The sequence below is a fragment of the Micromonospora carbonacea genome (genome assembly GCF_014205165.1).
Classification (GTDB): domain Bacteria; phylum Actinomycetota; class Actinomycetes; order Mycobacteriales; family Micromonosporaceae; genus Micromonospora; species Micromonospora carbonacea.
In genome coordinates this window covers 1,691,471-1,709,429 of record NZ_JACHMZ010000001.1, presented here as the reverse complement: position 1 = coordinate 1,709,429, position 17,959 = coordinate 1,691,471, and the positions used below count along the sequence as shown (strand labels likewise).

Annotated in this window: 16 protein-coding genes; 6 read left to right on the top strand and 10 right to left on the bottom strand. The window is 74.0% G+C overall.

All coding sequences use genetic code 11. The features are described from left to right. Nucleotides 1–221: 221 nt before the first annotated feature. Nucleotides 222–2,021 (top strand): hypothetical protein, encoded by a 1,800-nt coding sequence (locus HDA31_RS07730; protein WP_178065789.1) that lies wholly within the window; start codon nucleotides 222–224, stop codon nucleotides 2,019–2,021. Between the two features lie 34 nt (nucleotides 2,022–2,055). Here the strand turns inward: HDA31_RS07730 and coaE are convergent, their stop codons facing one another. Next, nucleotides 2,056–3,240 (bottom strand): dephospho-CoA kinase, encoded by a 1,185-nt coding sequence (coaE, locus tag HDA31_RS07725; protein WP_181019395.1) that lies wholly within the window; start codon nucleotides 3,238–3,240, stop codon nucleotides 2,056–2,058. Nucleotides 3,241–3,538: 298 nt separating this feature from the next. Further along, entirely contained in the window at nucleotides 3,539–5,032 is a 1,494-nt protein-coding gene (rpsA, locus tag HDA31_RS07720; RefSeq protein ID WP_074474370.1) for a 30S ribosomal protein S1, read from the bottom strand. A gap of 400 nt (nucleotides 5,033–5,432) precedes the next feature. Between rpsA and HDA31_RS07715 the strand changes: the two genes are divergently transcribed. From HDA31_RS07715 to HDA31_RS07700, 5 genes are all read left to right on the top strand, one after another. Next, a complete protein-coding gene (locus HDA31_RS07715; RefSeq protein WP_074474526.1) occupies nucleotides 5,433–6,251 on the top strand; it encodes a class I SAM-dependent methyltransferase in 819 nt (272 codons plus the stop codon). A 118-nt stretch (nucleotides 6,252–6,369) separates the two neighbouring features. After that, on the top strand, nucleotides 6,370–6,552 hold the full coding sequence (locus HDA31_RS32035) for a hypothetical protein (protein ID WP_246384024.1): 183 nt from the start codon (nucleotides 6,370–6,372) through the stop codon (nucleotides 6,550–6,552). Between the two features lie 3 nt (nucleotides 6,553–6,555). Continuing rightward, on the top strand, nucleotides 6,556–7,008 hold the full coding sequence (locus HDA31_RS32030) for a Uma2 family endonuclease (protein WP_311774383.1): 453 nt from the start codon (nucleotides 6,556–6,558) through the stop codon (nucleotides 7,006–7,008). A gap of 41 nt (nucleotides 7,009–7,049) precedes the next feature. Beyond that, nucleotides 7,050–7,271, top strand: a complete 222-nt coding sequence (locus HDA31_RS07705) for a hypervirulence associated TUDOR domain-containing protein (protein ID WP_178065790.1) — start codon at nucleotides 7,050–7,052, stop codon at nucleotides 7,269–7,271. 49 nt (nucleotides 7,272–7,320) lie between these two features. Beyond that, entirely contained in the window at nucleotides 7,321–7,608 is a 288-nt protein-coding gene (locus HDA31_RS07700) for a DUF3140 domain-containing protein (protein ID WP_221487095.1), read from the top strand. A 99-nt stretch (nucleotides 7,609–7,707) separates the two neighbouring features. Here the strand turns inward: HDA31_RS07700 and polA are convergent, their stop codons facing one another. From polA to HDA31_RS07660, 8 genes are all read right to left on the bottom strand, one after another. Then, nucleotides 7,708–10,416, bottom strand: coding sequence for a DNA polymerase I (gene polA, locus HDA31_RS07695; protein WP_178065792.1), 2,709 nt, complete (start codon nucleotides 10,414–10,416; stop codon nucleotides 7,708–7,710). Between the two features lie 121 nt (nucleotides 10,417–10,537). Beyond that, nucleotides 10,538–11,248, bottom strand: a complete 711-nt coding sequence (locus HDA31_RS07690) for an ABC transporter ATP-binding protein (protein WP_074474374.1) — start codon at nucleotides 11,246–11,248, stop codon at nucleotides 10,538–10,540. Beyond that, nucleotides 11,238–12,143, bottom strand: coding sequence for an ABC transporter ATP-binding protein (locus HDA31_RS07685; RefSeq protein WP_260422173.1), 906 nt, complete (start codon nucleotides 12,141–12,143; stop codon nucleotides 11,238–11,240). The genes HDA31_RS07690 and HDA31_RS07685 overlap by 11 nt, the downstream gene beginning before the upstream one ends. A gap of 7 nt (nucleotides 12,144–12,150) precedes the next feature. Further along, nucleotides 12,151–13,305 carry a branched-chain amino acid ABC transporter permease gene (locus tag HDA31_RS07680; RefSeq protein ID WP_178065793.1) on the bottom strand — a complete coding sequence of 385 codons (1,155 nt, stop codon included), beginning with the start codon at nucleotides 13,303–13,305 and terminating at the stop codon, nucleotides 12,151–12,153. Further along, a complete protein-coding gene (locus HDA31_RS07675; protein ID WP_074474376.1) occupies nucleotides 13,302–14,252 on the bottom strand; it encodes a branched-chain amino acid ABC transporter permease in 951 nt (316 codons plus the stop codon). The genes HDA31_RS07680 and HDA31_RS07675 overlap by 4 nt, the downstream gene beginning before the upstream one ends. Nucleotides 14,253–14,346: 94 nt before the next feature. After that, nucleotides 14,347–15,516 carry a branched-chain amino acid ABC transporter substrate-binding protein gene (locus HDA31_RS07670; protein WP_074474377.1) on the bottom strand — a complete coding sequence of 390 codons (1,170 nt, stop codon included), beginning with the start codon at nucleotides 15,514–15,516 and terminating at the stop codon, nucleotides 14,347–14,349. A 265-nt stretch (nucleotides 15,517–15,781) separates the two neighbouring features. Further along, nucleotides 15,782–17,131 (bottom strand): hypothetical protein, encoded by a 1,350-nt coding sequence (locus HDA31_RS07665; protein WP_178065794.1) that lies wholly within the window; start codon nucleotides 17,129–17,131, stop codon nucleotides 15,782–15,784. Between the two features lie 120 nt (nucleotides 17,132–17,251). Continuing rightward, nucleotides 17,252–17,872 carry an ANTAR domain-containing response regulator gene (locus HDA31_RS07660; RefSeq protein ID WP_074474379.1) on the bottom strand — a complete coding sequence of 207 codons (621 nt, stop codon included), beginning with the start codon at nucleotides 17,870–17,872 and terminating at the stop codon, nucleotides 17,252–17,254. Between the last annotated feature and the right edge of the window lie 87 nt (nucleotides 17,873–17,959).

Sequence of the window (17,959 nt, the reverse complement as noted above, 5' to 3'; positions counted from 1 at the left end):
ACCGCGCTAGGGTATGGCCGTAGGCCGCTCGCGGCGGCCGTCCGGGCCGGCGGCTCGGCCCTCGACGGCCGACACGCCCCCGGCACAGGGGTCGCAGCACCTGGGACATCACCCGGCGTGCGCACCCGACGTGGTCGCGCGCAGGCGCAGACCGGCCGCCGCGAGCGCCCCACGCAACCGGCGGGCGTCACCTGTCCCGCACGCCGCACGTTCATCCTCGCGTGGAGAACTCCCCCGGGCCGACGCCCCGGCCCGCCCGGCCGACGCACCCGCGCGCCGAGGGTCCGGCCCGGTCCACGGCGACGCTCCCCCTCGTCGTCGCGCCCGTCCGGGGCCGGCGCGGCGACCGGGGTCCCGCCGCGCACCGCGCCCGGCCGGGCCGCGGGAGCCGGGGCAGGGGCGGCCGCGGCGGCGGGGACGGGGACGGGCCCGCCGGGCGGCGACGCACCGCCGTGGTCGTGCTGGGGGTGGTCGCCGCCGCCGCGGCAGCGGCCCTGGTCGTCGGGCTGCTGACCTGGGTGCCTGCGGCACCGGAGCCGTCCCGGCCGCTGACCCCGGCGGAGGCGGAGCGCCTCGCCGCGGTGCGGGTCACCAACCACCGGGACGTCCGCTCCGGCGTGCGCCTGACCGTCGGCGAGGCCGGCGCGCGCACCGACGTCGTGGGCTGGGTCGACTGGTCCCGGCCGCTGGCCTACCTGGACGTGGGCGGGCCCGGGGCCGGCCCGGACCGCGGGCTGGTCCAGGCGGTCCCGGGGCTGCTGCTGACCCGGCCCGACCCGACGGCGGTGCCCGCCCCGGCGTATCCGCCCCTGGTGCCGCCGGCCGACGGCTGGCGGGTGGGCGACGTGGCCGCCGCCCGGCCCCTACGCCCCGCGGTCGACCTGCTCCTCGCGCTCGCCGCGCCCCGGCCCGAGCCGGCCGGGGACTTCCCGGCCGACGACGCCCGGTGGCTGGCCCCGGCCGAGGCAGGCGGGCTGCCGGTGGACGTCTTCCAGTCCCGCCTGCCCGGTCCGACCCCCGGGCCGGTGCCGGGAAGCGTGACACCGACGACAGGGCGGCGGAGCGCGTCGACGGCGGCGGGACGGAGCGCCCCGACGACGGCGCGGCAGGGCGCGCCGGGGAAACCGGGACGGAGCACGCCGGCCGGGTCGGGGCCGGCGGCGTCGACCCCGGGCGCGTCGGGTCCGGCCGGGTCCTGGCCCGGGCCCGCGATCAGCCTGCCGGCCGCGGTCCGCCCGCCGGCCGGGCCGGCGCTCGACGGGGCCGCCCGCTGGTGGGTCGACCGGGACGCCCGGCTGCACCGGCTGGAGGGACGCCTGCGGGGCGGCGTGCCGGTGACGCTGGAGTTGCAGCGGGCCAACCGGCCGGTGCTGTGGCCGGTGGCCGCGCTCGGCGGCCGCGCGGGGCTGCCCCGGGCGCTCACCGGCGCCGAGGAGGACCGGCTGGCCCGGGTGGCCACCCGGCTGCGGGCCCAGGGCGGTGCCGCCGCCACGCTCACCGCGCCCGTGGCCCCGGGCCGGGCCGTGCGCGGCACCGGCTGGCTCGACTGGACGGCCCGGGCGGCGTACCTGTCGGTCGGCGGCACCGGCGCGTGGCCCGGCCGGACGCTGCGCCGCTACGACGCCGCCGGGGTCTGGTCCGCCGCCGCCACCGGCGACCCGACCGCCCCTCCGCCGCTGCCGCCGCCGCGCACCGGGTACGCCTGGCACCACCGCCCGCCCGGGGCCGACGGCGCGGACGACATCGACCTGCTGCTGGCCGCCGCGCTGCGCGCCGGCGCGGCGACGAAACGGACGGCCCGCCCGGCGAGCCGGATCCGCGGGGACCGCCTCGCCGACCGGGCCGTCGACGTGATCGAGGTGGACGCGGGGCGCGGCCCGCTGCGCTACTGGATCGACCGGTCCGGGCTGCTGCGCCGGCTGGAGCTGCGCACCCGGCTCGGCACGTACGCCCAGCTCGACCTGTCGCCGGAGGCCGTGCCGGCGCTGCCGCCGGTGGCCCCGGCGCGCGCCCCGCGCTGACCTTGGCGGGACCGGTCCGTGGCCGGCAGCGGGCTCAGGGCCGCCAGCCGGTGCGCGCGGCCCACTCCTCGGCCCGGTGGTGTTCCTCGTCGAACCACGGGTCGCGCGCCGTGGCGTTGGGTGACCCCCCGTCCGGCGCGCTGGCCGCCAGGTCACCCTTGAGCGTCAGGTACGCCGCCCGCCGGGCGGGGTCGGCGCGCAGGTGGTCGCGCATCAGCAGCGCGTACCGCCAGCCGGGCGAGCCCTCCGGCCGCAGGTGCAGGCGCACCGGGCGGCCCGGGTCGGCGTTGCCGTGCAGCCGCTTCTCCCAGCGGCCGCTGCCCGCCGGGCGGGGGCTGTCCCACCACTGACCGGGCACGCGCGGGAAGCCGGCCGCGGCGAGCCGCTCGGCGAGCGCGCCGTCCGCCTCCGCGAGACTCGGCACGGTCACCTGGATGTCGACGACGTCCCGGGCGGCGAGGCCGGCGACGGCCGTCGAGCCGACGTGGTCGATCCGCGGATCGGCCGGGGCGAGCGCGTGCCGGAGCCGGGCGGCCAGCCGGGCGTACTGCTGCGGCCAGGTCGGGTCGGGGCCGGTCAGGGCGGCCCCGTCGGGTTCGGCCGCCCGGCGGAGCCGGACGTTCTCCTCGTACGGCAGCAGCCGGTCCCGCCACAGCCCGTCCACCTGGACGTGCAGCTCGTCGAGGGTGGCGTCGTTGCGCAGGACCACGTCCGCGGCCGCGTCCCGGCGGGCGTCGTCGGCCTGCGCGGCGATCCGCCGCTCGGCCTCCGCCCGGCTCATCCCCCGGTCACGCGCCAGCCGGGCCAGCCGCACGGCCACCTCCGTCTGCACCACGACCACCAGGTGGTACGTCGGCGCGAGCCCGACCTCGACCAGGAGCGGCACGTCGTTGACCACCACGGCGTCGGGCGCCGCCGCGGCGGCCAGCTCGGCGGTCCGCGCGCGGACCCGGGGGTGGGTGATCGCCTCCAGCCGGCGGCGGGCCGCCTCGTCGGCGAAGACCAGCCCGCCCAGCGCGGCCCGGTCCAGGGCCCCGTCGGGGCCGACGACCCGGTCGCCGAAGGCGGCCACGACCTCTCTGAGCCCTTCGCTGCCCGGGGCGACCACCTCGCGGGCGATCCGGTCGGCGTCGATCACCACCGCGCCGAGCGCGGCCAGCCGGGCCGCGACGGCGCTCTTGCCGGAGCCGATCCCGCCGGTCAGTCCCACCATCAGCACCGCAACAGTCAACCGGATCGACGCCCGCACCGCCAAACCGGCCGTCGACGCCCGTCGGGGCGGGGCAGGCGGGGCCGCCGGGCGAGGCACGCGGTGCGGTGCGGCATGCGGTGCGGGGCGGGTCCCGCCGGGCGGTGCGCGAAGGAGGGACCGGGCGGGACCGGGCGGGCGGCAACGACGACGGGCCCCGCCCGGCGGCCCGGTGGAACCGGATCGCGGGGACAGGGCCCGTCGTCGTCAGCGGCGGCTCCGGACCGGGGGCGTCGTCGAACGCGCCCGGCGGGGAGTCGTCACGGGGTCACTTGCCGCCGGCGAGCTTCTCCCGCAGCGCGGCGAGCGCCTCGTCGGTGGCCAGGGTGCCGGCCGGCTCCTCGGCCTGCCGGCTCGGGGCCGTGCTGGTCGAGGTGGTGGTGCCGCTGGTCGACACGGCCGGAGCCGGGTTGGCAGCGGCCTCGGCGTCGGCGGCCCGGGAGGTCTGCACCTGCTTGGTGTGGGCCTCCCAGCGCTGACGGGCCTCGGCGTACTGGTTCTCCCAGGTCTCGCGCTGCTTGTCGTACCCCTCGAGCCACTCGCCCGTCTCCGGGTCGAAGCCCTCCGGGTAGATGTAGTTGCCCTCGGCGTCGTACGTCGCGGCCATGCCGTAGAGGGTCGGGTCGAAGTGCTCCTCGCCCTCGACGAAGCCCTCGTTGGCCTGCTTGAGCGACAGGGAGATCCGGCGGCGCTCCAGGTCGATGTCGATGACCTTGACCATGACCTCGGAGCCGACCTGGACGACCTGCTCCGGGATCTCCACGTGGCGCTCGGCCAGCTCGGAGATGTGGACCAGGCCCTCGATGCCGTCGTCCACCCGGACGAAGGCGCCGAACGGCACCAGCTTGGTGACCTTACCCGGCACGATCTGCTGGATCGCGTGGGTGCGGGCGAACTGCCGCCACGGGTCCTCCTGGGTCGCCTTCAGCGACAGCGAGACCCGCTCGCGGTCCAGGTCGACGTCCAGGACCTCGACCTCGACCTCCTGGCCGACCTCGACGACCTCGGACGGGTGGTCGATGTGCTTCCAGGACAGCTCGGAGACGTGCACCAGGCCGTCCACGCCGCCCAGGTCGACGAACGCGCCGAAGTTGACGATCGAGGACACGACGCCCTTGCGGACCTGGCCCTTCTGCAGCTTGTTGAGGAACTCGGTGCGCACCTCGGACTGCGTCTGCTCCAGCCAGGCCCGGCGGGACAGGACCACGTTGTTGCGGTTCTTGTCCAGCTCGATGATCTTGGCTTCGAGCTCGCGGCCGACGTACGGCTGCAGGTCACGCACCCGCCGCATCTCGACCAGGGACGCGGGCAGGAAGCCGCGCAGCCCGATGTCGAGGATGAGACCACCCTTGACCACCTCGATGACCGAGCCGCGGACGACGCCGTCCTCGTCCTTGATCTTCTCGATCGTGCCCCAGGCCCGCTCGTACTGCGCCCGCTTCTTGGAGAGGATCAGACGACCCTCCTTGTCCTCCTTCTGGAGGACCAGGGCCTCGATGTGGTCACCGACCGAGACGACCTCGGCGGGGTCCACGTCGTGCTTGATCGACAACTCCCGAGAGGGGATGACACCCTCGGTCTTGTAGCCGATGTCGAGCAGGACCTCGTCCCGATCGACCTTGACGACGGTGCCTTCGACAATGTCGCCGTCGTTGAAGTACTTGATGGTCTCGTCGATCGCGGCGAGGAAAGCCTCCTCGGAACCGAGATCGTCGTGGGTGACCCGGGTGGCGCTCGAGGGGGCCTCGATGCTGCTCGTCATGTGGGCGGTTGCTCCGGTCGGATGGGTTGTCACAGCAGGCTGGTGTCGCGGTGACCTGTTCGCGCCAGCGGATCCGTCGCCGGGCACACAGAAGATCACTAGTGAGGTCCTGATGTGGCTCCGTCTGGAACTCCGCGACCGCGCGCCTTCTCCCTGCCGAGGCACGCGACCCGCGAGCGCATCGTCTAGCCTACCGTGCGCATTACCACAGCGTGCAAGCCCCGGGAGAAGTGATCCAGCCCGCTTTCGCGACGGACTGCACCTTTCGTGCCCGAACCGGGGGTTTACGGGCGGGGACCCGGCGGCCACCCCGCCCCCACCGGCAGTCGCGCCGCAGCGGGCCGGCAGCCGGGGCCACCACTAGACTGCCGCGGTGACCGACGACCTGGCCAACCTCACCGTGAGCGCCGAGCCGGACGCGGCGCCGGGGGTGCTGCGACGCCCGGTGACCGACGCCGACGCCCGGCGGGCCAGCCGCGGCTGGTGGGACTCCGACGCCGACGACTACCAGGCCGAACACGGCGCGTTCCTCGGCGACGTGGACTTCGTCTGGTGCCCCGAGGGGCTGCGCGAGGCCGACGCCCGGCTGCTCGGCGACCTCGCCGGACGCCGGGTGCTGGAGGTGGGCGCGGGGGCGGCCGCCGCCGCCCGGTGGCTGGCCACCCAGGGGGCCCGCCCGGTGGCCCTGGACCTCTCCGCCGGCATGCTGCGGCACGCGGCGGACGCGGCCGGGCGCAGCGGCGTACGGGTGCCGCTGGTGCAGGCCGACGCGCTCGCGTTGCCCTTCGCCGACGCGGCCTTCGACACCGCGTGCACGGCCTTCGGGGCGATCCCGTTCGTGGCCGACTCGGCGGCGGTGATGCGCGAGGTGTTCCGGGTGCTGCGCCCCGGCGGCCGGTGGGTGTTCTCGGTGACCCACCCGATGCGGTGGATCTTCCTCGACGACCCCGGGCAGGGCGGGCTCACGGCGGTGCACTCGTACTTCGACCGCTCCCCCTACGTGGAGCAGGACCGCACGGGCGCGGCGACGTACGTCGAGCAGCACCGCACCCTCGGCGACCGGATCCGGGAGCTGGTCGGCGCGGGGTTCCGGCTGGTGGACCTGGTGGAGCCGGAGTGGCCCGAGGGACACGAGGGGATCTGGGGCCAGTGGAGCCCGCTGCGCGGCCGGCTCTTCCCCGGCACGGCCATCTTCGTCGCCGAGAAGCCGGCGGGCTGAACCCGGGGACCACCGACGCACCGGGCCGCGAACCGGCCGGGTGGCCGGGACACTGGTCGGTCGGCACGTCGCACCGCCGGTGCGACGCCCCGGCCGGCGGGTGGCGTTAGCTGACCGGGTGAGCGCCGAGCCGATCCCGACACCACCTGACCCCTGGTGCCCGGACCCGATCCGGCAACAGCGTGCCGACTACACGCTGGAGGACCTGCCCCACCTGCCGGACGACGCCCCCCGCGTCGAACTCGTCGACGGAGTCCTCCGACTCATCCCCTTCCCCACTCTGGGCCACCAGGACATCTGAAGCCTGCTCACGCTGTGGCTGCGCGCGCACGCCCCCGATCACCTGCGGGTCACACAGGCCGTCGGGGTCGCGCTGGACGCGAAGAACACCCGGCAGCCGGACGTGCTGCTGCGCCGCGCGGACGTGCGCGCCGACCGGTCCCTGCTCCAGCCAGAGGACGTGGTCCTCGCGGTGGAGGTGGTCTCCCCCGGCACCCGGCGGATCGACCGGTTCGCCAAGCCCGCCGAGTACGCCGCCGCCGGCATCCCGTTCTACTGGCGCGTCGAGTTCTACTGGCGCGTCGAGTTCTACTGGCGCGTCGAGCAGGACCCGGTGCACGTGTACGCGTACCGGCTCAGCGACCGGCTCAGCCTCGGCGGCGAGCGGCAGTACGAGCTGGTCGCCGACAGCGCGGAGCTGATCGCGCTGGCCGAGCCGTTCGAGATCAAGCTGCCGGTCGCCGAGCTCGCCGGCTGACCCGGCCCGTTTCGCCGCACCCGCCCCGGGTAGCCAGGCGCATGGCCGAGCAGAGGGAGTTCCGCGCGGGCGACCACGTGTCCTGGGCCAGCCACAGCGGCCGGGCGCACGGCGTGGTCGAGGAGAAGCTCACCGAGCGCACCCACGTGCGGGGGCACACCGTGAACGCGTCCCCCGAGCAGCCGCAGTACCGCATCCGCAACGACGACTCGGTGCGCGACGTCGCGCACCGGCCGGAGGTGCTGCGCCGTGAGCGGGACTGACGACGACCGGCGCGGCGAGACGTACCGGGAGTTCACCGAGGCGGTGAACATGCGGCCCGGCGAGCTGTCGACGTGGCTGGAGACCGACGAGTCGAAGCACGTCGGCTGGCGGAAGAAGGGCACCGCGGGCGGCGAGTCGGTGGGGCACTCGTCCGGCCGGCGGATCATCGACCTGCTGCGCCGCAGACGCGCCGAGCTGACCGAGGCCGACTACCGGCACATGCGCAAGGTGATCGGCTACGTGCACCGGCACCTGGCGCAGCGCCCCTCGGGCGACGTGCGGGACACCAGGTGGCGCTGGTCGCTGATGAACTGGGGCCACGACCCGCTCCGGTGAGCGGGCCACGGCCCCGGCCGCCACCCGGCCGCCGACACCACCTCGGGACACGCCGCCGGCACAGCCCGGCACGCGGGGCATGGCGGCCGGGCGCGCCGGTCAGTGGTCGGCGCTGTTCCAGTCCCGGCCCTCGCCGACGGAGACCTCCAGCGGCACCGACAGCGGGTACGCCCCGCCCATCTGGCCGCGCACCAGCGCCTCCAGGGCGTCGCGCTCGCCGGGGGCGACCTCGAAGACCAGCTCGTCGTGCACCTGGAGCAGCATCCGCGAGCGCAGCCCCGCCTCGCGCAGCCCGGCGTCGACGCGCAGCATGGCGACCTTGATGATGTCGGCCGCCGAGCCCTGGATGGGGGCGTTGAGCGCCATCCGCTCGGCCATGTCCCGCCGCTGCCGGTTGTCGCTGACCAGGTCGGGCAGGTAGCGGCGGCGGCCCAGGATGGTGGAGGTGTAGCCGTCGTGCCGGGCCCGGGCCACCACCTCCTGGAGGTAGTCGCGGACCCCGCCGAACCCCGCGAAGTAGTTGTCCATCAGGCCGCGCGCCTCCTCGGCGGTGATGCCGAGCTGCTGGGACAGGCCGAACGCGCTCAGCCCGTACGCCAGGCCGTAGTTCATCGCCTTGATCTTGCGACGCTGGTCGGCGGTGACCTCGGTGACCGGCACCCCGAACACCGACGAGGCGGTGGCGGCGTGGAAGTCGTGGCCGGAGTTGAACGCCTCGATCAGCTTGGCGTCCGACGACAGGTGCGCCATGATCCGCATCTCGATCTGGCTGTAGTCGGCGGTGAGCAGGCACTCGAACCCCTCCCCCACGACGAAGGCGCGGCGGATCCGGCGGCCCTCCTCGGTGCGGATCGGGATGTTCTGGAGGTTGGGGTCGGTGGAGGAGAGCCGGCCGGTGGCCGCGACGGTCTGCTTGAACGTGGTGTGGATGCGGCCGTCCTCGGAGACCGACTTGAGCAGGCCGTCGACGGTCGTCTTCAGCTTCGCCACGTCCCGGTGGCGCAGCAGGTGCTCCAGCACGGGCAGCGGGTTCTGCGCGTAGAGCCACTGGAGGGCGTCGGCGTCGGTGGTGTAGCCGGTCTTGATCTTCTTGGTCTTGGGCAGCCCCAGCTCGCCGAAGAGGAGCTCCTGGAGCTGCTTGGGCGAGCCCAGGTTGAACTCCCGCCCGACTGCGGCGTACGCGCCCTGCGCGGCGGACTTCACCTCGCCCGCGAAGTGGGCCTCCAGCTCGTGCAGGTAGTCCAGGTCGGCGGCGATGCCGACCCGCTGCAGGGCGGCGAGCACGTCCGACAGCGGCAGCTCCACCTCCGCCATCAGCCGGGCGGACTGCTCGCCGTCGCGGGACAGCTCGGCGTCGATCGCGTCGGCCAGGTCGAGGGTGGCCCGCGCCTGGAGCATCAGGTTCTGCTCGGCCTCGCCCTCGTCGCCGAGCCCCTCGAAGGTGAGCTGCCCGGTCTCGGGGGCGTCGACCCGCAGCTCGCGGTGCAGGTAGCGCAGCGCCAGGTCGGTCAGGTCGTAGGAGCGCTGGTCGGGGCGGGCCAGGTAGGCGGCCAGCTCGGTGTCCCGGGCGACGCCGGCCAGCGACCAGCCCCGGGCGGCGAACGCCAGCCGGGCGTGCTTGCTGTCGTGCAGCACCTTCGGGCGGGCCGGGTCGGCCAGCCAGGCCGCGAGGGCCCGCTCGTCGGCCTCGGCCAGCGCCGCCGGGTCGAGCCACGCCGCCGGGCCGGTGGACAGCGCGAGGGCCAGGGCGTCGAGCTGCGGCTCGTAGCGCTCGCGGGGGGCGGTCGGCTTGGCCGGGGTCTTCACCGCCACGCCGACCTGGGCGCCGGCGGGGGCGTGCCGGTCGAGCCAGGCGACGACCGCCCCCGGCTCGGTGAGCCGCTCGGCGGTCAGGTCGAACCCCGCCTCGGCCTCCGGCTCGACGGCCTCCAGATACTGGTAGAGGCGGTCGCGCAGGATGCGGAACTCCAGGGTGTCGAAGACCTGGTGCACGGCCTCGCGGTCCCAGCCGGTCCAGCGGGCGTCCTCGGGACGGACCGGCAGCTCCAGGTCGGAGACCAAGCGGTTGATCTCGTAGTTGCGGATCACGTCGGCGAGCCGCTCGCGCAGGCTGTCGCCGGCCTTGCCCTTGATCTCGTCGGCGCGGGCCACCACGCCGTCGAGGCCGCCGTAGAGGTTGATCCACTTGGCGGCGGTCTTCGGGCCGACGCCCGGCACGCCGGGCAGGTTGTCGCTGGTCTCGCCGACCAGCGCCGCCAGGTCGCGGTAGCGCTGCGGGCCCACGCCGTATTTCGCCTCGATGGCGGCGGCGTCCATCCGGGCCAGGTCGGAGACGCCCTTGCGGGGGTAGAGCACGGTGACGTGGTCGTCGACGAGCTGGAAGGCGTCCCGGTCGCCGCTGGAGATCAGCACCGACATGCCCTGGTCGCGGGCCTGGCAGGCGAGGGTGGCGATGACGTCGTCGGCCTCGTAGCCCTCCTTCTCCACCACCGGCACGCGCAGCGCCGCGAGGACCTCCTTGACGAGGCTGACCTGGCCCTTGAAGTCGGCCGGGGTCTCGCTGCGGCCCGCCTTGTACTCCGCGTACTTCTCCGTGCGGAAGGACTGCCGGGAGACGTCGAAGGCCACGACGATGTGGGTGGGCTGCTCGTCGCGCAGCACGTTGATCAGCATCGAGGTGAAGCCGTAGACGGCGTTTGTCGGCTGCCCCGTCGTGGTGGAGAAGTTCTCCACCGGCAGGGCGAAGAACGCCCGGTATGCCATGGAGTGTCCGTCGACGAGGAGCAGGCGCGGCGTCGTAGCTGTCACGGCAGCGACTCTAGCCCGTACGGCTGACATCCCCGCCGCACGGCACGGCGACGGCCCCGGCACGGCCACGAACGCCGGCGGCCGGCCGCCCGCGAGGGACGACCGGCCACCGGGGCGCGCGTCAGGCCACGCCGAGGTACGCCTCCTTGACCGCCGGGTCGTGCAGCAGCTCCTGGCCGGTGCCCTCCTTGACGATCCGGCCGGTCTCCAGCACGTAGCCCCGGTGGGCGCGGGACAGCGCCTGCTGGGCGTTCTGCTCCACCAGCAGGATCGTGGTGCCCTGCTCGTTGATCCGGGTGATGATCTCGAAGATCTGCTGGATCAGCTTCGGCGCGAGACCCATCGACGGCTCGTCGAGCAGCAGCAGCCGGGGCCGGGCCATCAGCGCCCGCCCCACGGCCAGCATCTGCTGCTCGCCGCCGGAGAGGGTGCCGCCGGCCTGCTTGCGCCGCTCTGCCAGCCGGGGGAACAGGTCCAGCACCATCGCCATGTCCTTGGCGATCTCCGCCCGGTCCCGGCGGGTGTACGCCCCCATCTCCAGGTTCTCCAGCACCGTCATCCCCGGGAACACGCCCCGGCCCTCCGGCGCCTGCCCGATGCCCCGGGTCACCCGCAGGTCGGCCCGCATCCGGGTGACGTCGGTGCCGTCGAAGACGATCGAGCCCCGGGCCACCGGGCGCAGCCCGGAGATCGCCCGCATCGTGGTGGTCTTGCCCGCGCCGTTGGCGCCGATGAGCGCGACCACCTCGCCCTCGTTGACCACCAGGCTGATCCCGTGCAGGGCCTGGATGCGCCCGTAGAGCAGGGTCAGGTCCTTGATCTCAAGCAGCATCGGTCGGCACCCCCAGGTACGCGGCGATCACCTTCGGGTCGTCCCGGACCTCGGCCGGCAGCCCCTCGGCGATCTTCTTGCCGAACTCCAGCACGACGATCCGGTCGGTCACGCCCATCACCAGCCGCATGTCGTGCTCGATCAGCAGCACGGTCGTGCCCTTGTCCCGGATCTCGCGGATCAGGCCGAGCAGCTCCTCCTTCTCCGCCGGGGTGAAGCCGGCGGCCGGCTCGTCCAGGCAGAGCAGGGCGGGGTCGGTGGCCAGCGCGCGGGCGATCTCCAGGCGGCGCTGCTCGCCGTACGACAGGTTGCGGGCCAGGTCGTTCGCGCGCCGCTCGATGCCGACGAACCGCAGCAGCTCGCGCGCCTTCTCCCGGCCCTCCCGCTCCTCGCGGAAGTGCCGCGGCAGCCGCAGCATGGCCGAGATGACGCTGGTCTTGTGGTGGACGTCCGCGCCCACCATCACGTTTTCCAGCGCCGTCATCTCGGGGAAGAGCCGGATGTTCTGGAACGTCCGGGCGATGCCGGCCTTGGTGATCCACGACCGCCGCTTGCCGTTGGTGCGCTGCCCCTTGAACCGGATCTCGCCCTCGGTGGGCCGGTAGACGCCCGTCATCGCGTTGAAGCAGGTGGTCTTGCCGGCGCCGTTCGGGCCGATCAGGCCGAGGATCTCCCCCTTGTAGAGGGTGAAGTTGACCTTGTCGAGGGCGACGACGCCGCCGAAGCGCAGCGTGACGTCGTCGACCTCCAGCAGCGGTTCCCGCCCCGCGGCGTCGGGCCCGGCCGGGCCGGCCGCCGTCGGCGCGCCGGAGCCGGGCTCCGGCGGCACGCCGACCGTGCTGCGGCCGTCGGCGGTGATGTCGCGGTCGCTGCTGGCGTCGCGTTCGCTCTTCATCTGCGGATCACTCACTGGGCACCTTCTCCTGCGGAACCGCCTCCTGCCGCCGGTCGGCGAACTCCGCCGCCCGCCGCCGGTTGGGCACGATGCCCTGTGGACGGAAGATCATCATGACGATGATGACCACACCGAACACGAGGATCCGGTATTCGGCCGCGTCGAACTCCACCCCGACCAGGTCGCCGACGCCGCGCAGCCACTCCGGCAGGTACCAGGTGACCGCGCCGCCGACGATCGCGCCCTTGATGTTGCCCGCGCCGCCCAGGATGACCGCCGCGAGCACCAGGATGGAACTCTCCAGCACGAACTGGTCCGAGTTGATGAACGTCTGCTTGCCGGCGAAGACGGCGCCGGTGAGGCCGGCCACCGCCGCCCCGATGGCGAACGCCCACAGCTTGTACTTGAACGTGGGCACGCCCATGACCTCGGCGGCGTCCTCGTCCTCGCGGGTGGCCACCCAGGCCCGGCCGACCCGGCTGTTGGCCAGGTTGCGCACCAGCACGATCACCAGCAGGATCAGCGTCAGCATCAGCCAGTAGTAGGGCCGGGCGTCGACCACGCCGAACAGCGGCTTGCCGTCGGAGCCGGTGCCCGGCGGGTGCGGGATCGCCGGGATGCCCCGCTGCCCCTGGAGCACGCCCTCGTTGCGGGCGGCGTAGAGCCGGATCATCTCGGCGAAGCCGAGGGTCACGATGGCCAGGTAGTCGCCGCGCAGGCGCAGCGTCGGGCCGCCGAGGATCACGCCGGAGACCATCGCCACCATGACCGCGATCGGCACCGCCGCCAGCCACGGCCAGTTCGTCCCCAGCCGGCTCTCCGGCGAGGTCAGCAACGCCACCGTGTACGCGCCGAGCGCGTAGAAGCCGAAGTAGCCCAGGTCGAGCAGGCCGGCGAAGCCGACCACCACGTTGAGCCCGACGGCCAGCAGCACGAACACGGCGGTGTCGAAAAGCACGCCCGCGAAGTCCGAGCGGGTGGTGTAGAAGGCGAAGTACTCGCTGCCGACGGGGAAGCCGAGGTACTCGTAGAACCACCGGTTCGGCAGGATGTAGAGCAGGACGATCAGCGCCGCGATCGCGGCCCAGCGGACCTGCTTCGGCATCGCCGCCCAGCGGCCCTTGAGGGCCGGGGCGCGGCCCTTGTCCACGGTGGCGGTCATGCGCGCGCCCTCCCGAGAGATTCGCCGAGCAGGCCGGTGGGCCGGAACATCAGCAGCACGATCAGCAGCACGAAGCCGGTGAAGTCCTTCCAGTCTCCACCGAACAGGCCGGCGGCGTAGTTCTCCGCCACCCCGAGCAACAGGCCGCCGAGCAGGGCGCCGCGCAGATTGCCGATGCCGCCGAGCACCGCCGCCGCGAACGCCTTGAGCCCGATCAGGAAGCCCACGTTGAACTTCGTGTAGCCGTAGCGGACGTTCCACAGCAGCGCCGCGACGCCGGCCATCAGGCCGCCGAGCACGAAGACCAGCAGGATCACCCGGTTCTTGTTCACGCCCATCAGGGCCGCCGTGTCCGCGTCCTGGGCCACGGCCCGGATGCCGCGGCCCAGCCGGCTGCGGTTCACGAACTGGTCCAGGCCGACCATCATCACCAGCGTGACGCCGAGGATGAGCAGCTGGATGTTGGTCACGGCCGCGCCGAACACGGTGAAGGCCGTCTCCGAGGGGATCAGCACGGGCATGCCGAACGGCGCCCGGGCGGTGCCGATGCCGAAGGACTCGGCGAGCACGAACGACGCGCCGATCGCGGTGATGAGGAAGGCCAGCGGCGGCGCGTTGCGGCGGCGCAGCGGCCGGTAGGCGACCAGTTCCACGGTCACCGCGGTCGCCGCCGAGGCGACCGCCGCCACGACCAGGCCGGCCACCAGCGCGAGGATCAGCGGGCCGATGGCGGGCGAGGGGGAGTTCTGGTCGTAGCCGAGGGCCTCCCAGGTCCACAGGGCGGTGAACGTACCGACCATGAAGACCTCGGAGTGGGCAAAGTTGATCAGGCGCAGGACGCCGTAGACGAGGGTGTACCCGAGGGCGACGAGCGCGTAGATCGCGCCCTGTTCCAGCCCGGTGATGGTCAGGGCCGGGAAGTTCCCGAACAGCTCATCGAAGTTCAAGTGGGGGCTCCAACTGTGCGGTCAAACGACGCGGCCGGGAGGAACCACTCTCCCGGCCGCATCGTCTGTGTCCCTGGCGGGACCGGCGAACCGGTCAGGCCTTCGGGATCTCGATGTCGGGGACGACCTGGCCCGCGTTGACCTTGAACGCCCAGACCAGCACCTGGGCCGGGTCCAACTCGCCGTTGGACTCGAACTTGTACGTCACACCGGTGGCGGTGCCCGCCTTGTTGTAGGCCTTCACGAAGGCGAGCAGGTCGGCGCGGGTGGACTTGCCGGCCTTGATGCCCTCGAGGAAGATCTTCGTGATGTCGAACGACACGTCGGCGTAGGTGCCCGGCTCGGCGTTCTCGAAGGCCGCCTTGTAGTCGGTCACGAAGGAGCCCTTGGCCGCGGTGGCCGGGGCGCAGGGGCAGGTCAGCACGGTGCCCTCGGCGACCTGCTGGCCGGCGACCTTGATGAAGTTGGCGTCGTTGACGCCGTCGCCGGCGACCATCGTGCCCTTCCAGCCGGCGCCCTTGAGCTGCTTGAGCAGCAGGCCCGCCTCGGTGTAGTAGCCACCGAAGAACAGCACCGTCGCGCCGCTGCCGACGATCTTGGTGACGACCGCGGAGAAGTTGGTCTGCTTGACCTGGACCTTGTCCTCGCCCGCCACCGTGCCGAGGACCTTCTTGACCTCGTCCACCAGGCCCGCGCCGTACGCCGACTGGTCGTCGACGACGTAGACCTTCTCGGCCTTCAGCACGTTCTTGATGTACCGGCCGGCCGCCGGGCCCTGCGAGGTGTCGTTGCCGACGCCCCGGTGGAAGATCTTCCAGCTCTTGGTGCTCAGGCTCGGGCGGGTCGCCGACGGGGTGATGATCGGCAGGCCGGCCTCGTCGAAGATCGGGTCGGCCACCTCGGACTCGCCGGAGAACGCCGGGCCGATGATGCCGACGACCTTGGTGTCGCCCACCGCCTGCTGGGCCAGCGCCGGGGCCTTGGCCGGGTCACCCTGCGAGTCGTACTCCGCGAGGTTGACCTTACAGTCCGCGTTGTCCTTGTTGTACTGGTCGATCGCCAGCTTCGTGCCGTTGCGCATGTGGATACCGAGACCCGCGGCGTCGCCGGTCAGCGGGCCGAAGAAGCCGATCTTGAGGTCGCAGGCCGCCTTGTCGCCGCTGCCACCCTCCGTGCCACTGTCGGCCTTACACGCGGCCGCGCCACTGATAACGAGCGCGCTGATGGCCACGCCACCCAGCACCCGTGCGAGCTTCTGCCTCACGGCTCGTACCCTCCTCAGTCCGAAGGCCCGAACCACCCGCCGCGACTTGCGAATTGGACCTTGCAGGGGGTGGACGAACCGACCGCGTACCCGGTCTGGGCCGGGACGTTATCCCACAGGTAGGGCACGCCGTAAGACCTAGAAAGCGGGGTTGACCTAACCGTTACGTTGAGTGGCCAGATCCGCCGAAGTGCTGTAACACACACCCCGGCGCAAGGACGAAATCGGACATCCGACACCGACCGGAAACAGACCGGTGGCACGCTCAGCCGGGCCCGCCCGGCAGCCGCGCCGACCACAACCGGGCCTCCTCGGCACCGCCGTCCACCAGCAACAACAGCCGGTCACCCGCCCCGGCCACCGCGACCGACCGGTCCGGCGCCGACGCCAACGCCACCGGCAGCGGCACCGACGCCCACCCCCCGCCGTCCGCCGAGAACCACGCCGAGGAGCCCGCGGCGGCCACCACCACCGCCACCACCCCGCCGTCGACCGCCGCCAGGCCCGCCACCTGCCCCGACCCACCCGTCGCCGGCCCCAACGCCCCGCCCGGCCGCCACTGCGCCACGCCCGGCCCCGCCGGGGCGCTCCCCACGCCGCCCGACTGCCCGCCGGCCGCCGCATCCCGCACCCACGCCGCCAGGGCATCGCCGCGCCGACCCACCGCCACCAGCCGCTCCCCCGCCCGGACCACCCGCTGGAGGTCACCCGCCGCGCCCCCGGCCGTCAGGACCAGCCGCCGCCAGTCCACACCGTCCGGCGACACCCACACCGCCGGGTCACCGCCCGGTCGCCCCGGGGCACGCACCGACCCCACCAGCACCCACCCCGACGCCGCCGCCGTCACGTCCGCCGCCCACGTGCGCCCCGCCGCGTCCGACGCCAACTCGGGAACGCCGCTGACCAGCCGGAACTCCCGCCCGTCGGCCGACGACCAGGCCGCCGCCCCGGTGCCCCGGTTGCCGGCGACCACCCACCCCGCCGGGCCGCCCGCGATCCGCCCCACGTTCACCGCGTCGGGGCCGCCGAACACCTCGAACTCGGCCGGCACCTCCACCACCGAGCCATCGGCGAGCTGCCGCCACGTGCTGACCCGGGGATTGCCGTGCACCCCGCCGCTCTTCGCGCCCACCGCCGCCAGCCGGCCCCCGCGGCAGCCGGCCGCCGTGAGCACGTTCTCCGCGCCGTACGCGGTGCGCGACGCCAACCTCAGCGGCGACCACGCGAACCCGACGCCGCCCGGAGCGGCCGACGCCGCCGGGGACGACCCCGCCGAGACCGGGCTGGACCACGCCGCCGGCCGCGTCACGCCCGCCGCGTCGACGACCGCGCCCACCACGAACCAGCGCCCGCCGCACGCCGCCGCGTCCCGCAGCAGCAGCCGGCCCGGTGCCCCCGGCGGCGTCGGCAGGGTCAGCGCCCGCCAGTCGGGGCGCGGCGGCTCAGGGACGGGCGCGGAACTCCCCGGGGCGGGCGTGCCGCCCCCCGGCGCGGGCGCGACGCGCTCGGGCGACCGGCAGCCCGCCAGCAGCACCGCCAGGCCGGCCGCCACGCCGAGCAGGACACGCAACGCCCGCGACGGTCCCGACGCCAGGCGCGGACGGTGACGAGGCATGCATCCGATCGTATCGATCAACCGGGACGCCGGGGACCCCGCGCGCCCGTCCCCCGACGACCGCGGCCCCGGACGGGCACCACCCACGCGGCGCGCCCGAGGGCACCCGGACCGGGCCCGTCAGGACGCCGGCTGGGTGACCTCGCCGCCGGCCGTCTCGGCGAGGATCCGCTCGGCGACCTCCTTCATGGTCATCCGGTGGTCCATCGCCGTGCGCTGGATCCACTTGAACGCCTGCGGCTCGGTCATGCCGTACGTCGTCATCAGCGCGCCCTTGGCGCGCTCCACCGTCTTGCGGATCTCCAGCCGGTCGGTCAGGCCCGCGACCTCGGCCTCCAACGCGGCGATCTCCGAGTAGCGCGACAGGGCGATCTCCACGGCCGGCACCAGGTCGCTCTTCTGGAAGGGCTTCACGAGGTACGCCATCGCGCCGGCCGCCCGGGCCCGCTCCACCAGGTCCCGCTGGCTGAAGGCGGTCAGGATGATCACCGGGGCGATCCGGGCGCCGGCGATCCGCTCGGCGGCGGCCAGCCCGTCCATGATCGGCATCTTGATGTCGAGGATGACCAGATCGGGCTTCAGCTCCTCGGCGAGCCGGACGGCGGTCTCGCCGTCGCCGGCCTCCCCGACGACCTCGTAGCCCTCCTCGACGAGCATCTCGGCCAGGTCGAGCCGGATGAGCGCCTCGTCCTCGGCGATCAACACCCGCCTGCGCTCGGCATCCGTCTGCGTCTCGGCCACGAGCCACTCCCACCAGTCTGCGCCCGACACCCGCCGTGCCGGGTGTCGCCGTCCCTAGCGTAGTGGGTAGTCTGTCAGGGCCGAATC

Coding starts and splice junctions, on each gene's coding strand:
- rpsA (WP_074474370.1), bottom strand. CDS start 5,032: ATGACGAGCAGCATCGAGGCCCCCTCGAGCGCCACCCGGGTCACCCAC.
- HDA31_RS07665 (WP_178065794.1), bottom strand. CDS start 17,131: ATGCCTCGTCACCGTCCGCGCCTGGCGTCGGGACCGTCGCGGGCGTTG.
- HDA31_RS07700 (WP_221487095.1), top strand. CDS start 7,321: ATGCGGCCCGGCGAGCTGTCGACGTGGCTGGAGACCGACGAGTCGAAG.
- HDA31_RS07705 (WP_178065790.1), top strand. CDS start 7,050: ATGGCCGAGCAGAGGGAGTTCCGCGCGGGCGACCACGTGTCCTGGGCC.
- HDA31_RS07685 (WP_260422173.1), bottom strand. CDS start 12,143: ATGAAGAGCGAACGCGACGCCAGCAGCGACCGCGACATCACCGCCGAC.
- HDA31_RS07680 (WP_178065793.1), bottom strand. CDS start 13,305: ATGACCGCCACCGTGGACAAGGGCCGCGCCCCGGCCCTCAAGGGCCGC.
- HDA31_RS07690 (WP_074474374.1), bottom strand. CDS start 11,248: ATGCTGCTTGAGATCAAGGACCTGACCCTGCTCTACGGGCGCATCCAG.